The 15,428-nt window shown below is 36.2% G+C and carries 15 protein-coding genes and 2 pseudogenes; 5 read left to right on the forward strand and 12 right to left on the reverse strand.

Annotation, left to right across the window (positions count from 1 at the left end; translation table 11 throughout):
* Positions 1-346: 346 nt before the first annotated feature.
* Positions 347-1,495, reverse strand: coding sequence for a cell division protein FtsZ (gene ftsZ, locus V7137_RS20135; protein ID WP_335699726.1), 1,149 nt, complete (start codon positions 1,493-1,495; stop codon positions 347-349).
* 845 nt (positions 1,496-2,340) lie between these two features.
* Between ftsZ and V7137_RS20140 the strand changes: the two genes are divergently transcribed.
* A complete protein-coding gene (locus V7137_RS20140; RefSeq protein WP_335699727.1) occupies positions 2,341-2,901 on the forward strand; it encodes a hypothetical protein in 561 nt (186 codons plus the stop codon).
* 73 nt (positions 2,902-2,974) lie between these two features.
* On the opposite strand, the gene V7137_RS20145 is transcribed toward V7137_RS20140, so the two are convergent.
* The 7 genes and pseudogenes from V7137_RS20145 to V7137_RS20170 form a co-directional block, all read right to left on the reverse strand.
* The gene (locus V7137_RS20145; RefSeq protein ID WP_335699728.1) at positions 2,975-3,391 is read right to left on the reverse strand and encodes a group II intron maturase-specific domain-containing protein; all 417 of its coding nucleotides are present in this window, start codon (positions 3,389-3,391) and stop codon (positions 2,975-2,977) included.
* Positions 3,392-3,443: 52 nt separating this feature from the next.
* Positions 3,444-3,896, reverse strand: a pseudogene (locus V7137_RS20150) (IS3 family transposase); the annotation flags it as partial.
* A 49-nt stretch (positions 3,897-3,945) separates the two neighbouring features.
* Positions 3,946-4,278 (reverse strand): IS3 family transposase, encoded by a 333-nt coding sequence (locus V7137_RS30745; RefSeq protein ID WP_420490156.1) that lies wholly within the window; start codon positions 4,276-4,278, stop codon positions 3,946-3,948.
* Between the two features lie 25 nt (positions 4,279-4,303).
* Positions 4,304-5,173, reverse strand: a complete 870-nt coding sequence (locus V7137_RS20155; RefSeq protein WP_335699729.1) for an ABC transporter permease subunit — start codon at positions 5,171-5,173, stop codon at positions 4,304-4,306.
* Between the two features lie 194 nt (positions 5,174-5,367).
* Positions 5,368-6,039, reverse strand: coding sequence for a GNAT family N-acetyltransferase (locus V7137_RS20160; RefSeq protein WP_335699730.1), 672 nt, complete (start codon positions 6,037-6,039; stop codon positions 5,368-5,370).
* Positions 6,040-6,057: 18 nt separating this feature from the next.
* Entirely contained in the window at positions 6,058-6,729 is a 672-nt protein-coding gene (locus V7137_RS20165) for a GNAT family N-acetyltransferase (RefSeq protein WP_335699731.1), read from the reverse strand.
* Positions 6,730-6,761: 32 nt separating this feature from the next.
* The gene (locus tag V7137_RS20170) at positions 6,762-7,625 is read right to left on the reverse strand and encodes a carbon-nitrogen hydrolase family protein (protein ID WP_335699732.1); all 864 of its coding nucleotides are present in this window, start codon (positions 7,623-7,625) and stop codon (positions 6,762-6,764) included.
* Positions 7,626-7,869: 244 nt separating this feature from the next.
* Between V7137_RS20170 and V7137_RS20175 the strand changes: the two genes are divergently transcribed.
* From V7137_RS20175 to V7137_RS20185, 3 genes are all read left to right on the forward strand, one after another.
* A complete protein-coding gene (locus tag V7137_RS20175; RefSeq protein WP_335699733.1) occupies positions 7,870-9,351 on the forward strand; it encodes a spore germination protein in 1,482 nt (493 codons plus the stop codon).
* Positions 9,352-9,484: 133 nt separating this feature from the next.
* Positions 9,485-10,480 carry a GerAB/ArcD/ProY family transporter gene (locus V7137_RS20180; protein WP_335699734.1) on the forward strand — a complete coding sequence of 332 codons (996 nt, stop codon included), beginning with the start codon at positions 9,485-9,487 and terminating at the stop codon, positions 10,478-10,480.
* Positions 10,477-11,568: a Ger(x)C family spore germination protein gene (locus tag V7137_RS20185; RefSeq protein ID WP_335699735.1), complete on the forward strand. Its 1,092-nt coding sequence runs from the start codon at positions 10,477-10,479 to the stop codon at positions 11,566-11,568. The genes V7137_RS20180 and V7137_RS20185 overlap by 4 nt, the downstream gene beginning before the upstream one ends.
* Positions 11,569-11,629: 61 nt before the next feature.
* On the opposite strand, the gene V7137_RS20190 is transcribed toward V7137_RS20185, so the two are convergent.
* Positions 11,630-11,995 (reverse strand): winged helix-turn-helix transcriptional regulator, encoded by a 366-nt coding sequence (locus tag V7137_RS20190; protein WP_108669074.1) that lies wholly within the window; start codon positions 11,993-11,995, stop codon positions 11,630-11,632.
* A gap of 148 nt (positions 11,996-12,143) precedes the next feature.
* On the opposite strand from V7137_RS20190, the gene V7137_RS20195 reads away from it, so the two are divergent.
* On the forward strand, positions 12,144-13,136 hold the full coding sequence (locus V7137_RS20195; protein WP_335699736.1) for an NADPH:quinone oxidoreductase family protein: 993 nt from the start codon (positions 12,144-12,146) through the stop codon (positions 13,134-13,136).
* A 39-nt stretch (positions 13,137-13,175) separates the two neighbouring features.
* Here the strand turns inward: V7137_RS20195 and rpiA are convergent, their stop codons facing one another.
* The 3 genes and pseudogenes from rpiA to V7137_RS20210 form a co-directional block, all read right to left on the reverse strand.
* The gene (rpiA, locus tag V7137_RS20200; RefSeq protein WP_335699737.1) at positions 13,176-13,844 is read right to left on the reverse strand and encodes a ribose-5-phosphate isomerase RpiA; all 669 of its coding nucleotides are present in this window, start codon (positions 13,842-13,844) and stop codon (positions 13,176-13,178) included.
* Between the two features lie 57 nt (positions 13,845-13,901).
* Entirely contained in the window at positions 13,902-14,909 is a 1,008-nt protein-coding gene (locus V7137_RS20205) for a DUF3231 family protein (RefSeq protein WP_026566631.1), read from the reverse strand.
* Positions 14,910-15,195: 286 nt separating this feature from the next.
* A pseudogene (locus V7137_RS20210) lies at positions 15,196-15,428 on the reverse strand (hypothetical protein); the annotation flags it as partial.

Genomic DNA, 15,428 nt, shown 5'->3' on the forward strand with positions numbered 1-15,428 from the left:
GCAAAAACAAAAAGGATTCCGGAAATGATGAGACTGATCCTAAGGGGGAGTTATAGTAATTTATACATTTCTTCACCTCTCTTATATATGTATTGATTCACACTCTTCTAAACTCATTAGACGATGCTTAACCGGTTTTTTGATTCGAATTTTTGAGAAAATCATTATTTATTCATAAAAAAACCTCCTTATCTAAATGGATATTCCATTAGTAAGGAGGTCACAATGTATTTTTGATACTGCAACACAATAATAATTAAAATAGAACTAATGATTCCAAAATGCTAAAAAAGTGTTGATGGTTGAGTATATGTATCAATCACAGAAAATGTATAGTTTAATTTTATCAATATCGTCTTTTTCGATTGCGCAAGAACGCAGGAATATCCAGAGATTCTTCTGGCTGTTCTGAGTGTCTATCATATTCTTGAACTGGTTCGCCTCGGTTTATCGGATCACGGTGTATACGTTGTTCCCGTTGATATGGATTAGACATTTCTTCGATTGGAGGCTGGGAAGGCGGTTGTAATATTGGCTCCTCTTTCTCAGTAAATCCAGTAGCAATCACTGTTACGATAATTTCTTCGTCCAAGTGTTCGTTTATGACTGAACCAAAAATCATATTTAGCTCCTCATGAGAAGCAGAAGCAACAATGTCTGCTGCCTCCTGTACTTCAAAAAGACTTAAATTATTCCCGCCAGATATGTTCATGATCACACCATGAGCTCCATTGATGGAAGTTTCAAGTAACGGACTATTTAAGGCTTTTTGTGCAGCTTCAACAGCACGATCTTTTCCTTTGGCAATACCAATTCCCATTAAGGCAGTTCCCTTATGGGACATGACCGTTTTCACGTCTGCAAAATCAAGGTTGATTAAACCTGGCACAGCAATTAAATCGGAAATCCCTTGAACACCCTGGCGTAGTACATTATCCGCTTCACGGAATGCTTCAATCATTGGTGTTTTTTTATCGACAATCTCTAATAAGCGATCGTTGGGAATAATAATTAAGGTGTCTACTGCTTTCCTCATTTCGTTTATTCCACTTTCAGCGTTAGCAGCACGCTTCCGGCCCTCAAATTTAAACGGGCGTGTTACAACCCCTATTGTCAAGGCACCGAGGTTGCGCGCAATTTCAGCAATGGCAGGCGCTGCCCCTGTGCCCGTCCCACCGCCCATACCAGCAGTAACAAAAACCATATCTGCGCCTTCTAACACCTCTTTTATTTGCTGCTTGCTTTCTTCAACGGCTCTTTTACCTATTTCCGGATTTGCCCCTGCTCCCAAACCTCTTGTCAACGCTGTACCGATTTGCATCGTGACTGCTGCTTTTGATTGATTAAGAGCTTGTGCATCTGTATTAACAGAAATAAATTCTACACCCTCCACTCCTTCGTCAATCATCCGGTTCACGGCGTTGTTTCCCCCGCCTCCAACACCGATGACTTTAATCGTGGCGAGTTGGTCCATAGTTGTATCAAATTCTAACATGTTCATTCCTCCTCTTTAGTGATTAGGTGGCAGGATATTTTGCTGTTGCTTTTTAATTATCTCCGACCAAAACTTTTATCCTGATAGGAAAATAAAAGCGGTTATTATGATTTAGTTGTAGTCTACTTAACCTTAATTTTATTGTCCAGTTAAGATTAACCTATTTATCGGATTAAAAAATAGTAAAAAAAACACACCCTCAAATTATGAAAAGCTCACATTCTTAATATGGAAATGCTTATTGTTTTTATATGAAATAAAAAAGGGAAACCAGTGTTCATTCACATTGGTTTCCCTTTTAATTCAAGTCTTTAAGCGATTATTATAATGAACAAGTCGGTCCAATTCGGCAACCATTCGACGACATTTTATATATTCCTTTTCGCGGCGTTTTTCGACTCTCATTCTCACTGAATGATATCTTCTATAGTCTTCATAACCTACACCATGAGCACTACGCATCGCTTTTTCCATTTCGCTCGTATAACTTAATTGTAAATGATTGATACCAAATCATTCCTTTCAGTTCTTTTCCAAGGGCGAATTGTTTTCTTTCATGGTGTTCATCTTATCATTGAACACTAAGTCATTCAAAGTCGAAAAAACGGTGTATTTTGCTGTATAAAGGAATGTCATCCAAACTCGAGAAGATACCACTGACATCCTTACTTTTTTAGCCATATCCTTCCAAATAGTGCATAACCTACAATTCTCAACCCTTATCATCAGCGATGGAATCGTTCTTTCAAAAGAGGGGGAAATCGACTAGTTCAGAAGATTGATTTTCTAATTATATAAAGGATTTCTCAACGCTTTATAGAAATGTTAAATTGGAGGTGTAGTGTATGACGATTATATATTCACCTAGTAACGTACAGGAATTGCTTAGAATTGATGGCAAAACATTACGGAAGCATGCCACTCTCTTGGAAGGACATGGGTATCAAGTTAAGCGTAATAACAGAGGACATAGAACCTATTTTGAAAAAGATGTTATCGCATTCCGTAAATTAATCGAATTCAGTAAGCAAGAAGGTATGACGATGGACCGTTCAGCCGAAGCTGTGATGACATGGATCACTGAAGAAAATAAAACGGTAACCCTTACGGAAGAGGTGCCGTTACGGACAACTAATGATGTCGATAATGAGCAGAATACTAACACTAATGAGTTATTGGATCGTATAGAACATTTGGAGCAAGTAAACTTAGATTTAATCAAACATTTGAAGGAGAAGGCAGTACGTGAAGCTCAGCTAGAAGAAAAAATTAATCTAATTTTGAAGTATGTTGAACGTATGGAGCAATTGGAGAAGGAACGAAGTAATATGTTTGTGGAAGAAACAAGAAAACAAATAGCAGTCGCCGAGCAAAGGAAATGGTGGAAATGGTGGAAAATCGAGTAGAGGGAAAATAAATGTATTATTTTCGCCCCTCTCACAACACCGTACGTACGGATCGCGTATACGGCGTTTCAATTTATATCACAGTGTGTACTTTTAGATAATGTTCTAAAGCAGAGGTGACTCCCCTCTGCTTTAGTCTTTTGTTTGAGATTGCTCTTTGGACGACTTTTGAGAATCCATTGTATTGGTAACCTTTTCGACAGTAGGTTAATCCTTTCGCTTCTTCCTCCGGAATTCCTAGCTGAATAAGCGATTTGATATGTTTCTTCGCTACTTTCCATTGTTTCCAGATGATGACCCTAATTCTGGAGCGAAGCTTATTGTCTATTCGTTCAGTCACCTTTTTCATGTTTGCCACTCTGAAGTAGTTTACCCATCCAAATATAACTTGTTTCAGTTTCAATATTCGGTAGTCTAGTGGAACACTCCAGTTTCGTTTTGGTCTTCTGTCAATAAAGTAGACACTAATAAATGAGATTTTTTTCTTCAAAATCACTACCGCACTTCGTTTGGTAAGGTAGTTGAAATGACCAAATGAGAAACTATGAGACGTTTTCCAGCACAAACTGTTGTTGTTTTCTCTCAAACTTATTTGGTGAAGTATATCCCAATTTAGAATGTTTTCTTTTTTCATTATAAAAGCTTCCAATATAAAAATTGATTGCTTTTATAGCTTCAATCCTTGTATTAAAACGTCTTCTATAAATTAAATCTTTCTTGATTGTGGCATGAAATGATTCAATACAAGCATTATCGTAAGGATCACCTTTTCTACTCATGCTAATTTCCATTTCTTTCTCTTTCAATATGTCTATATAATCATGAGAACAATACTGTGAACCTCGGTCAGAATGATGAATTAAGCCTGCCCCAGGCTGCCTAGAAGTAATAGCCATATTCAACGCTTGAATCGATAACTCTTTCTTCATGTGTGAAGCTAGGCACCAGCCCACAATTTTCCTAGAGTATAAATCCATAACGGATGATAAATAAACCCATCCTTCAAGCGTCTAAATATACGTTATATCAGATACCCAAACTTTATTAGGCTCTTTTTACACTAAATTGACGATTAAGGTGATTAGGATAAATATTTAGGTCATGATTCGAATCTGTTGTAACTACAAACTTTTCTTTTGGTGTAGCTTTAAAGCCCAATTCTTTCATAATCCGAGCTACAGTTTTTTGAGAAATAATATATCCCCATTCCACCAAATCATCATGTACTCTTGGACTGCCATAAGTCCCGAAACTCTCATGAAATGATTTACTAATTTTTTGCTGGATCTCTTGACGATACGATTCTCTATCAGACTGAGGCTTGTTCCTAAAGGGGTATAAATAACTCGCTAGAAAAAGAAGAAGGAGGAGAGTTATTCCTACAGTCGTTTTTTATACTTCCTCATAAACTAACACTCTCCTTCCCTTTAAAAAACGTTAGCACCAATAGGCTCAAGGCTTCTATTAACAAAAGAGGCAATGTAAACAGAAGTAGACATATGACTAGTAATAAAAACTCTCCCATTCCCATTGCGATTGGAAAAGTTTTCGTGAAGCCATTGATGTTAAACATGAACTCCAAAAGATAAAGATTGGAGAGAATAATCCAAATACTTGTTCTCAGCTGAATGATTAATAGTGGAAAGATGTTACGAATCATATGTACAATAAAAATTCTACTTTTCCTAATTCCTTTAGCCTTGAGGTATAAAACATAGTCCCTAGACTCTTCCCCCTCTAGAGCCTTAAATAGAAATTGCATAAAAAACAGGGTTGGGAGGAAAGAGATGGTTACAATAGGCACAAAATAGGGCTTGTGACCAAAGATGCTATATAGCTGCAAAAATTTCAGTCCAGTTGTTTTATAGAGTGTGATCACGAAAAACATAAAGAGAAAAATAACAAGTAAATCCGGAACGGACTCAAAAAAATCCGTCACTTTCCTGAACAGTTTCCCTATTTTTTTGGGTGCCATTTGCACCATTAACGCTCCCAGCATACCAACAACAATAACCACCATTAAGGATGCAAATACAATGGTCATCGAATACCGATAGCTTTCAGCCATATTCATTTGTTCAAATAAGCCCATGAATTGAGGATCATTAATTTGAGTCAATTTTTGAATACTAATCTCAATAAATTTCCAAAACGGCTTAAAGTTAATCGTTAGTGTTTTCCCTATCCCAATTAATGTAGGTAGTGCAAAAACAAAAAGGATTCCTGAAATCATAAGAACGATCCTAAGGGGCAGATCCAAATATTTTTTCATTTTTTACCTCTCTCACTTTTTATATTGTCCGATATAGATAACGAACCCTCTAAAGGAATTAGACGTGACAAAACTGGTTTTTTGTTCACATTTTTGGAAAAAAAATGAACTTTTTTCATATTTCTCTCTTTTTACAAAAAAAGCTTGCCGACTTTAGTCTAAACTTCGACTTAATCAGCAAGCTTTTTCAATCATTAAAAATATAATAATGCCACTTTTTCTTTTGCTTCTAAGTTTTCAATCATTGAATACCAAGTCTCTGGTTTATTTGATAAGACGGTATAATAGCGTTTCAAAAATTTCACTATTAAGTCTGTTTGCAGTTCATTCCTTTCTCCATCCATTGGGAGGAAACATAGGTCTAGACCAGTTACAGCTTCTCCATCATTGTTCCAGGACGGGTGAACATATGGAAAATCCAGACGTTTGTATCCAAGGTGTGCCAGCACTTCACGACGAACATAAGGATCCATCGGCTTAACACCGCCAAATTCATAATGCTCTACACGATATGGATCATAGATTTCAGCAAACATACCCATTAGTTTCTTCCCATTCGCTGCTGCTAATTCATTCAAGTCTTCTAGTCTTTTATTCGCTAAAAATGGACCGATGCCCAAGCCTGCTTGGCCAATAATTGTAAAATCCGTCATTGCTACATTAAAATCTTCATAATAACGGTACTCAGTTGCGCCCACTACTATTCCTTCATGAACAGCGACAAAAACACAGATACCTGGATCTTCTAACGGTTCTTTCCAAAGATCATATTCTAGTACTTCTTCTGGGGGGAACACATCTTGCATTAATTGATGCATTTGTTTAAATAACGGATCGGTGATATTGGTTATTCTACTATATTCCATTGGATCATCCCCTTTTCTTTATTTTGAATGGGAAAACGGATTTTTCCATTCCATTAGAGTCCCATAATTATAGGATTCTTCATCTTCTAAATAGTTTGCTACTACCCTTACAGGGGTACGGCCGCAACGGAGGAGAAAAGTAATAACTGGATCCTTCAACTCTCCTTTTACCACGGCATCAATATATTGTTCTGGTGTCATTTCATTTGCATGTCTGTGATACCCTGGCATTCTACCTCCACCAAGCAGTCTTTCCAACCCCAAATGAACAACCACATCATACATAGAAAACATCAGCCACTTGCCTAATCCCAATTTTCGAAAAGCTGGACGGACACCTATATCTACAACGTATAAGGTATTCCCATTAGGGTTTTGGTTCCGGATATAACCATTATCCGTTATTTCTTCCCAGGAATGTTCTGGATGTTGAGGATCAAATTCGACAAGAAGTCCAGTCATAGACCCAGCTATTTCACCATCCACTTCGATACATAAAGCTCCCTGTGGAAAAAGAGTCACATGATTATTTAGTTGCTCTTCATTCCACCATAATTCAGATGGAAATGGAGGAGGAAAGCTTTCCTGTTGAATACGAATTAAGTCAGGAAAGTCCTTCTTTTCATAATTTCGGATGACAACTGGAACAGGTTTGTCTTGGTCGAAAACGAAAAATTCTTTTCGATACATGAGGCTTCCCCCATTTCATTGTATAAATCAACTTATTTTGTTTCCCAATCAGGGTAAAGATCTGTACGTCGATCACGCCAAGTGGTAACAGAACCCTTTTCACGAACCTGATATAATAGCTCTAAATTCAAGTCAGCTGTAACGATCATATCCTGATTAATCTCACCTTCTACCAAAATCCCTTTTGGCGGGAATGGAATGTCATTTGGTGTGATGACAACTGCCTGGCCAAAATTGGCACGCATGAAATCAACGGTTGGCAGCGCACCGACCGTACCAGTTGTGACAACATAGACTTGATTTTCGATGGCTCTTGCATGACTTGTGTAACGAACACGGTGAAAGCCGTGGCGATCGTCTGTACATGATGGACAGAAAATGACATCTGCTCCTTTCGCCTTTGCCATACGAACGATTTCCGGAAATTCAATGTCATAGCACGTTAACATAGCGATTTTCCCTTTTTCAGTCTCGAAAACTTCCAGACCGTCTCCGGGACTCATATTCCACTCATGTACCTCTGTTGGAGTTATATGAAGTTTCGCTTGTTCCACCACTCTTCCATCCGGGTAAAACATATGAGCAACGTTATAAAGGCGATCCCCCTTACGGATCACATGTGTTCCACCTATAATGTGCATCTTATATTGTTTGGCAAGTTCGATAAATAACGACCGGTACTGATCGGTATAATCAGGTAGTTCTTGGATGGTTAATGCTTCCCCTTTATCGTTGCCAATGGACATAAGTTGAGTAGTGAAAAATTCAGGGAAGATGATAAAATCGGATTCGAATTCTTCTGCTGTTTTTATATAATGCTCCACCTGGTCTGCAAACTCTTTAAAAGAGCTAATGGTATGAAGATAATACTGAACGGCTGATACTCTCATTTGCATACAATCCCCTTCTTTCTATTTGTAATAATCATTTAATCCTATTATTAGCGAAATGAAAAATTTGAACAAGTACGCACTTTTTCATTACATAGTGTAAAAAACTATACTGTAAAATTAATATAGTTTCCCCTACCTTATTTTATTAGGATAAAATAATCTTTTCTTTTTCATACTAAAAGGAAGAATTACCATTACACTTTTTCTAAAGTGAACAAATGGCAGCTTATATCAGTGGGGGATATTTATGTTTTGGAAAAAGGGTAAAAGCATTGCTAATGATAGTAGTGACACACAACAACCTGTGCAAAGGAAGATATCACTAGACTCTCTAAAACAGGTTTTAGACAATATGGACGATGTAGAGATAATCGAACGCACTACACTTAACGATCAAAAAGTTGTCTTAATCTATTTAAGAACCTTAATTGACCAGGATCGTTTGAATGAATCGATAATAGAACCTGTTATCCAATGTCCACATGCCATGATTTACGAAAGCATAGCCACACCTAAAGTAATGAAGATCCAATTACTTGAAGAGGCACAGAAATTACTCCTCACCGGTGCTGTACTTCTGAATGATTGTATCCAAGAACAATGGTTGGTCATTCCTCTTCCTAACGAATTAAGTAGGGGGATTGAAACCTCTGAAACAGAAACAATTTTATACGGTGCAAAAGATAGTTTCACTGAACAATTAGAACCAAATATCACCCTCATACGCAGAAGACTTCCTATTACTGAATTAAAAACAGAGAAATATAAAGTAGGTTCATTAAGTGAAACAACGGTTGTCCTAATGTACATAGACGGGTTGACCAATCCTGAATATATATCAATAGCAAGAAAGAAAATCTCTGAAATTAACTTTGATTTATTTTTCGATTCATCCCAGGTAGCGGCATTTATGGAGGAACATCATCACAGTATTTTTCCACAATTCCAACAAACTGACCGCCCAGATGTTTGTGCTTATTCCTTAGGGCTCGGTAAATTAACTATCTTGGTAGAGAACACACCTTTTGTATTAATTGCACCAATCACCTTTTTTCACCTTTTCCAATCACCTGAGGATTATATTAATCGTTGGCCGGTTGCAAGTTTTTTAAGACTTATTCGATATTTAAGCTTTTTTCTGTCCGTCACACTGATACCATTTTATGTTGCACTAACAACCCACCATTATCAAATGATTCCCTTACAAATACTATTTGTTATAGTGGAATCTAGAAGTAAACTACCTTTTACACCATTTTGGGAAGCAATAGTGATGTTAACTATTCTTGAAATCATAAAAGAAGCGAGTTTACGGATGCCGACCAAATCAAGTCAAACCTTAGGGGTGATTGGTGGTATAGTTATCGGTCAAGCAGCGGTTCAAGCGGGTTTTGCGAGCAAAGTATTAATTGTAATAGTTTGTATTTCAACCATCTCCTCATTTTTAGTACCAAACTATTTGATGACGAAGGCAAATACACTCATTCAATTTGGTTTTCTTCTCCTTTCATCCTTTTTTGGTGTTTTTGGCATTGCCATGGGAGCTGTTGCCATTTTGGCACATCTAAATGGTCTTACTTCCTTAAAACAACCCTATTTTTCACCAATCGCTCCATTTTACTGGAAGGACTGGATCGATCTCTTTATTAGAGGGCCTTTAATAAACATGAAATCCCGTCCGGATCATTTACACCCTTTACAGAAATGGAGATACAAACGAAGGATGTGATTCAAAGTTGACCACATTTTCCTTATTTGATAAATCATCTAAATTTGACGGAATCTATGCCTTTTTCATCGTCAACCGTTTCCAAATGCTTTACCTATTTTTTTTAATGCCTACCTACTTATTACACCCGTTTATGATTTGGGGCATTGTTGCAATGGCAATCTTTTCCCAACTCAATTTAAGGCTGTTATGCAAATGGCTAGAATCAAATTATGCTAAAAAGGGATATCAAGGTTTTGTAGAGCTTTTTGGTGTTCGAATGGTAAGGCTTTTGACTTTTATAGGCCTAATATTGATACTAATCAAAATAACGGTGATCACACTCGGATACTTGGAAGTCATTCATGATTTTATTTTCCCATCAATGAATTCAAATTGGATTATTTTTTTCATTCTTCTTACGAGCTCCTATGTTGCTTCACTAGGAATGAAAAATACCATACGGTTTGTGGTAATTGTTTTTTTATGTGTTTTTTGGATAATTTTTTTATATTTTCCCTTTTTTATTCCACCAATCGCTGCATTACATGATTTGTATCCCTTGATACCAACAAATTGGACAACTGATTCATGGAAAGGATTGTTACTCATTTGGTCTTCATATTCAGGACCAGAGTATTTAATCTGTTTAATTCCTTGGATCAAACCACAACAAAAAATGAGTAAATATTTAACCTATGCGAATGCTCTTTCTACTTCAGAGTATTTGCTATTGTTTATTGCGAGTTTATTCTTTTTCGGTTCAAATTATTTAAGTAAAAGTAAATACCCTATTATTCATATGATTCGATACTTACAATCTCCCTTGTTTGAACGACTGGATATTATCCTGATTTCTCTACATATGTTTTTATTGGTGTTTGCTATATCAATTTTCTTGTTATGTATATATGGGGCTACAAGAATCATCCTAAAAAAAACAAGTACCCAACCTTCACGTATGGGTTTTGCTGTCACTTGTATTATGTTATTTCTCTGCTTTGTAATTGTGAATAATTGGATTTGGTCCATTGAAACGGAACAGAATATTCTCCTGAATATTCAAATTTGGTTAAGTGGAATAACTTACTTTATCGTCCCAACATTCTTGCTCCTATTGACAAAGCTAAAAGGGCGTGTAAAAGCATGAGACGAAAGAAAATGCTTTTAGTTTGGGGAATCTTTGTTTCATTAGTCATGATTCCAGGATGTGCCCCATTTGTTGAGAACAATACAATTGAAGATATTGCCCCTGTCACTTTTTGGTCAATTAGTAAAGGCGAAAAAGGAAAAATAAAAATGAGTACATTAGTCCCTCCATTAGTAAATGAGCCAAAAAGCTTATTAACACTAGAAGTTGATCTCCTTAAACAGGGAGGAAAAGACTTTAATTTAAGATATTATCGTGAATTGAAGGTTGGACAACTCCGTTTGTTTTTAATTCATGAGGAACTAGCGAAACAAGGGATTATTCAGTTGATTAACACGCTATTGACAGACTATGATATTTCGCAACGAATGTATTTAGTAATCGTTAAAGGTAATTTTGACGAATATATTAACAGACAAGCAAAGAAGCAAGAAAACCTTGATTATTACCTGTATCGGATGCTAAAACACTATGAGAGGAAAAAACAAGGTGAAATGACCATTGTCAATTTGCATGAATATAAAAATAAGCTGTTTTCACCATTTTCAGATCCCGTTCTTCCTGTTTTCACAGTAGCGAAAGATAACTTTACTTACGAGGGGACTGCTTTTTTTAGCAATGATAAATTAATAGAAACGGTCACAAGTACCGAAGATCAAATATTTCAACTTCTTGACAATGATCACTATTTGAAGTTTTTTCCAATACCCAAATTAGATGTGGTTATTGGACGTCTACGCTCAAGAGTAAATGTGGATTTAGATAAAAATCTTTCCCTAGTTACAATAAACGTTAAACTAAATGGAAGAATTGAGGAATATCAAGGTAATAAAAATATCCTAAACGGAAATGAACTGATGCAGCTTCAGAAGGAAATTGAAACTGAATTAGAAATGAAAACTACGGACCTCATAAAAAAAATGCAAGAGCTGAAGGTGGATCCTCTTCAAATCGGGGCACACACCCTTAGCCCCTTTTCCAAACCCATCAGTGAAAAGGTATGGTTAGCCGCTTGGGGAAAAATGAAAATAAAAGTTAATTATCAGCTTTATTTTGAGGCATTACAAAATACTAAAAATAATTATTAAATTATCATGAAAAGAGGTTGACCCCCTTGGCCGGAGTCAACCTTAGATTACCAGTTAAAATTTACCTAATCGACTCTTGTCTTACTAAAGGATTCAACCCAGCAGTTTCCATATAATCTTTTCCCCAGTTATACATAGCATCGAGAATCGGCATCAAGCTTCTTCCTTGTTCAGTAAGGGAGTATTCTACTTTTGGAGGAACCACGGGATAGACTTCGCGTTTTACAATCAAGTCTTCTTCCAGTTCTCGCAATTGATTAACTAGCATTCTCTGCGTGATCCCTGGCATAAGAGCTTTCAGTTCACCAAATCGCTTCGTTCCCTCTTTTCCTAGATGCCATAGTATAAGCATCTTCCATTTACCACCGATAACGGAAAGAGTTAATTCTTTTTCACAATTAAACATCTTATCCTGCATTCGCGACATTTCACATCACCTCCATATTTATTATACTCCACAGTATACTTTTTTCACTATATAAAATAAAAGTCTGTACTTGTAATATCCTTCCATACATTATATATTAGCAATGAAAATATAATTCTATTCTGCAGTTCAAGAAAGGAGTTAAAGAATGATGGAACAATTTAAAGCATTGATGGTAGATAAAAATGAAAACGATTTTTCTGTTCAAGTCAAAAATATTACCTTAAATGAGTTACCTCAAGGTGATGTTTTAATCAAAGTTGTTTATTCTGCTATAAACTATAAAGATGGTTTAGCAAGTATTCCGAATGGGAAAATCGTTACAACCTATCCCTTTATTCCAGGTATTGATTTAGCAGGGGTAGTCGTATCCTCTCAAGACCCACGTTTCCGTGAAGGGGACGAAGTCATTGCAACAAGCTATGAAATTGGGGTATCCCATTATGGTGGTTATAGTGAATTTGCCCGAATTCCTGGTGATTGGATTGTCCAATTACCAAAAAATTTAACGTTGAAAGAATCAATGATTTTGGGGACAGCAGGTATTACTGCAGCCCTCTCCATTCAAAGGTTAGAAGATAACGGTTTATCGCCAGAAAAGGGCAAAGTCCTTGTCACTGGAGCTACTGGTGGGGTAGGAAGTTTAGCTGTTTCCATGCTTTCAAAAAGAGGATACGAAGTTGTCGCTAGTACGGGTAAAAATTCTGAGCATACTTTTTTACATAAGCTCGGTGCAAAAGAGATTATCTCTCGTGAAGATGTCTTTAATGGTAAAATAAAAACTCTTGATAAACAAAATTGGGCTGCAGCGGTTGATCCAGTCGGAGGAGAGACACTTGCTTCCATTTTAAGTAAAATCCACTATAATGGTTCAGTTGCGGTCAGTGGTTTAACTGGTGGAGGAAGCGTTCCTACCTCCGTGTTTCCGTTTATTTTACGTGGCATAAACCTTCTCGGTATTGATTCTGTTTATTGTCCAATGGATGTTCGGCAAGAACTATGGAATCGCATGGCAACCGATTTAAAACCTTCTACTCTTTCTGAAATTATACAGAAAGAAATTACACTTGAAGAATTACCTGAAAACTTGCCTACTATTTTAAAAGGACAAGCAAGAGGTAGAATCATTGTAAAGATATAAAAACATAAGAGAGGGACATAAAGTCTCTCTCTTATGTTCTTACCTTCTTAACATGACAACATTTTTTTCTTGATCTAAAGTGATCACCAAGTCAGTCATTCCAACAAACAACCCATTTTCAACGACTCCCGGTATCATGTTAAGCATTCGTTCTAACATTTCAGGCTGAACGTGCTCAGGAATTTGGCAGTCAAAAATATAGTTCCCATTATCAGTAATAAACGGAGTTTCACCGTTTAATCGAATTTCCGGGACTAAACCAATGGCTCTAATATGTTTTTCCGTCATTTCATAACCGAACGTAAAAACTTCTACAGGCAATCGAAACGCACCTAATTTCTCTACCCTTTTAGATGAATCTGCTACAACAATAAATATTTTAGCTGCTCTCGCTATGATTTTCTCTCTTAAAAGTGCGCCGCCACCACCTTTGATCAGTTCTAATTCTGAATTGACTTCATCTGCTCCATCAATAGCAATATCTATACTTTCTATTTCACTAAAGCTTGTAAGTGGAATGCCTAATTCTTTAGCCAATTCTTCCGTTTGAACAGAAGTTGGAATACCTTTAATGGAAAGGCCTTCCTTCACTAGCTGACCAAGCTTTTGTATGGTATAAAAAACTGTCGAACCCGTACCAAGCCCCACAACCATGCCATCTTTAACAAACTCTGCTGCTTTTTCACCGACTATTTTTTTATCAACCATTTTGACACCCATCATAACTAGGTCCTTTCTTTTTCATAAAGCATAATTATCATTGATCTAATTCTTTGCCAAACTTTCGTGATCAGTGGCAGAGGGAGGTTGTTCCATCCATCCCTTTTCTATTAATAGATTTATACCATCTTCAGCAATTAAGGCAATTTCGGTATTCATTCGTGCGTAATCTGCCGTTAAGTCTCTTCTTTGTCCCATTGATAATGCCTCACTATAATAAGCAATTGCTGCAGAAAGCAGTGTCGCTATATGAAATAGCATAAGTTTATCTGAAAAGGGTGGAACTGTTGAATCTGTTACTTCTGTTTCAAATAACTTTGGAACATGAAGATTCTCCTCTTTTAACATTGAACTTAGAATATCAAAGTGTTTAATACAAAGCTTACGAGCACGGTCCATATAATCTCGTACCTCTTTAGATTGACAAACTTGACTGAATCCTAACTCCAATACCATTTTCACCATTGTTTTCTGCATATTAAGATGCACACCACTGATTTCAATTGCGTTAATAGGTCTACGTTTCCCGAACCAACCAGTTAAATAATTTTGCTTCCTAACAAAATCAATCTTTTGTTGATTGTTTAAAGTAGGAGGTTTGTTAATAATTCCCTTATTTAAGGAAACACTAGTTACCCTATCATATAGTTCCAATGTTTGCGAAGTACATTCAATAAAGTATTTTCTTACATCCTCTCGTATACAAACACTAGTGGCACCAGCATATCTCGTCAAACCGTGAATTGTCATAATATGTAAATAAACAATCTTAAATGTATCAGTAAATAAACTAGGAGCGTCTACTGTGACATCTTCGTCTGTAAAGCCTATTGGAATTGGAAGATTTTCTAAGGATAAGAATTGCTTCGTTTTTTCTAAATGAGTTTCTGATAATTCTAAGGCAAATTCCAGTAAATCGCGAATATCTTCATCCTTTACATCATGTAACATATAGCGAAGAATACATCGTGACAAACTGTCATTAACATATTGTGACCAAATGACAGCATTTTCTGATGCATTAATTTTAGTATGGTGATTAACTTGTTCCATTTTATTATCCCTCCTAGTTATTACAGATTAGGATTACCATTTACATTAATAAAATTTGTTAAATGTTCCAGGCAAGATAAATATATTATCGTTTTCTTACTCATGTTTATTAGGGAATCTTATATGATTGGAAAAGTTAAACATATTTTCCTGATAGGAAGATGCATTACAAAAATAGAAGCAGAAGTTAAATAGGGAATTCATACCGTTTGAGATTCCCTATTTAACTTTTCTAAAAAACATACTCCAAAAAAATTTTCTATCATTTTAATGGTTATTTCGGAAACTAGTGAGATCTCTCAACACGAGCACTTAAAATGTCTTCTGTTGTGATTTCAAGTAATTTCTCCAGGAACCTTATTGTTCCTATTATATTTTCCTCCGTTTTAACGTTTTCCATTTTCTTATCAGCTATCAAATCATTAAGAACTTTTCTGAAAGCATTGCTTTTTATTAGCCACTCTCCAATCAGTTCCTTTGTTGCAGATCTTTCAAATTCATTTTTCACAGCAAATAAAC

Origin of the sequence: Neobacillus drentensis, assembly GCF_036962765.1 — a bacterium.
Taxonomy (GTDB): Bacteria; Bacillota; Bacilli; order Bacillales; family Cytobacillaceae; genus Neobacillus; species Neobacillus drentensis_C.

Excerpts from the sequence above, each read along its gene's own strand:
- ftsZ (WP_335699726.1), bottom strand. The coding sequence starts at position 1,495 with ATGTTAGAATTTGATACAACTATGGACCAACTCGCCACGATTAAAGTC.
- V7137_RS20140 (WP_335699727.1), top strand. The coding sequence starts at position 2,341 with ATGACGATTATATATTCACCTAGTAACGTACAGGAATTGCTTAGAATT.
- V7137_RS20155 (WP_335699729.1), bottom strand. The coding sequence starts at position 5,173 with ATGAAAAAATATTTGGATCTGCCCCTTAGGATCGTTCTTATGATTTCA.
- V7137_RS20160 (WP_335699730.1), bottom strand. The coding sequence starts at position 6,039 with ATGGAATATAGTAGAATAACCAATATCACCGATCCGTTATTTAAACAA.
- V7137_RS20165 (WP_335699731.1), bottom strand. The coding sequence starts at position 6,729 with ATGTATCGAAAAGAATTTTTCGTTTTCGACCAAGACAAACCTGTTCCA.
- V7137_RS20170 (WP_335699732.1), bottom strand. The coding sequence starts at position 7,625 with ATGCAAATGAGAGTATCAGCCGTTCAGTATTATCTTCATACCATTAGC.
- V7137_RS20175 (WP_335699733.1), top strand. The coding sequence starts at position 7,870 with ATGTTTTGGAAAAAGGGTAAAAGCATTGCTAATGATAGTAGTGACACA.
- V7137_RS20180 (WP_335699734.1), top strand. The coding sequence starts at position 9,485 with ATGATTTGGGGCATTGTTGCAATGGCAATCTTTTCCCAACTCAATTTA.
- V7137_RS20185 (WP_335699735.1), top strand. The coding sequence starts at position 10,477 with ATGAGACGAAAGAAAATGCTTTTAGTTTGGGGAATCTTTGTTTCATTA.
- V7137_RS20190 (WP_108669074.1), bottom strand. The coding sequence starts at position 11,995 with ATGTCGCGAATGCAGGATAAGATGTTTAATTGTGAAAAAGAATTAACT.
- V7137_RS20195 (WP_335699736.1), top strand. The coding sequence starts at position 12,144 with ATGATGGAACAATTTAAAGCATTGATGGTAGATAAAAATGAAAACGAT.
- rpiA (WP_335699737.1), bottom strand. The coding sequence starts at position 13,844 with ATGGTTGATAAAAAAATAGTCGGTGAAAAAGCAGCAGAGTTTGTTAAA.
- V7137_RS20205 (WP_026566631.1), bottom strand. The coding sequence starts at position 14,909 with ATGGAACAAGTTAATCACCATACTAAAATTAATGCATCAGAAAATGCT.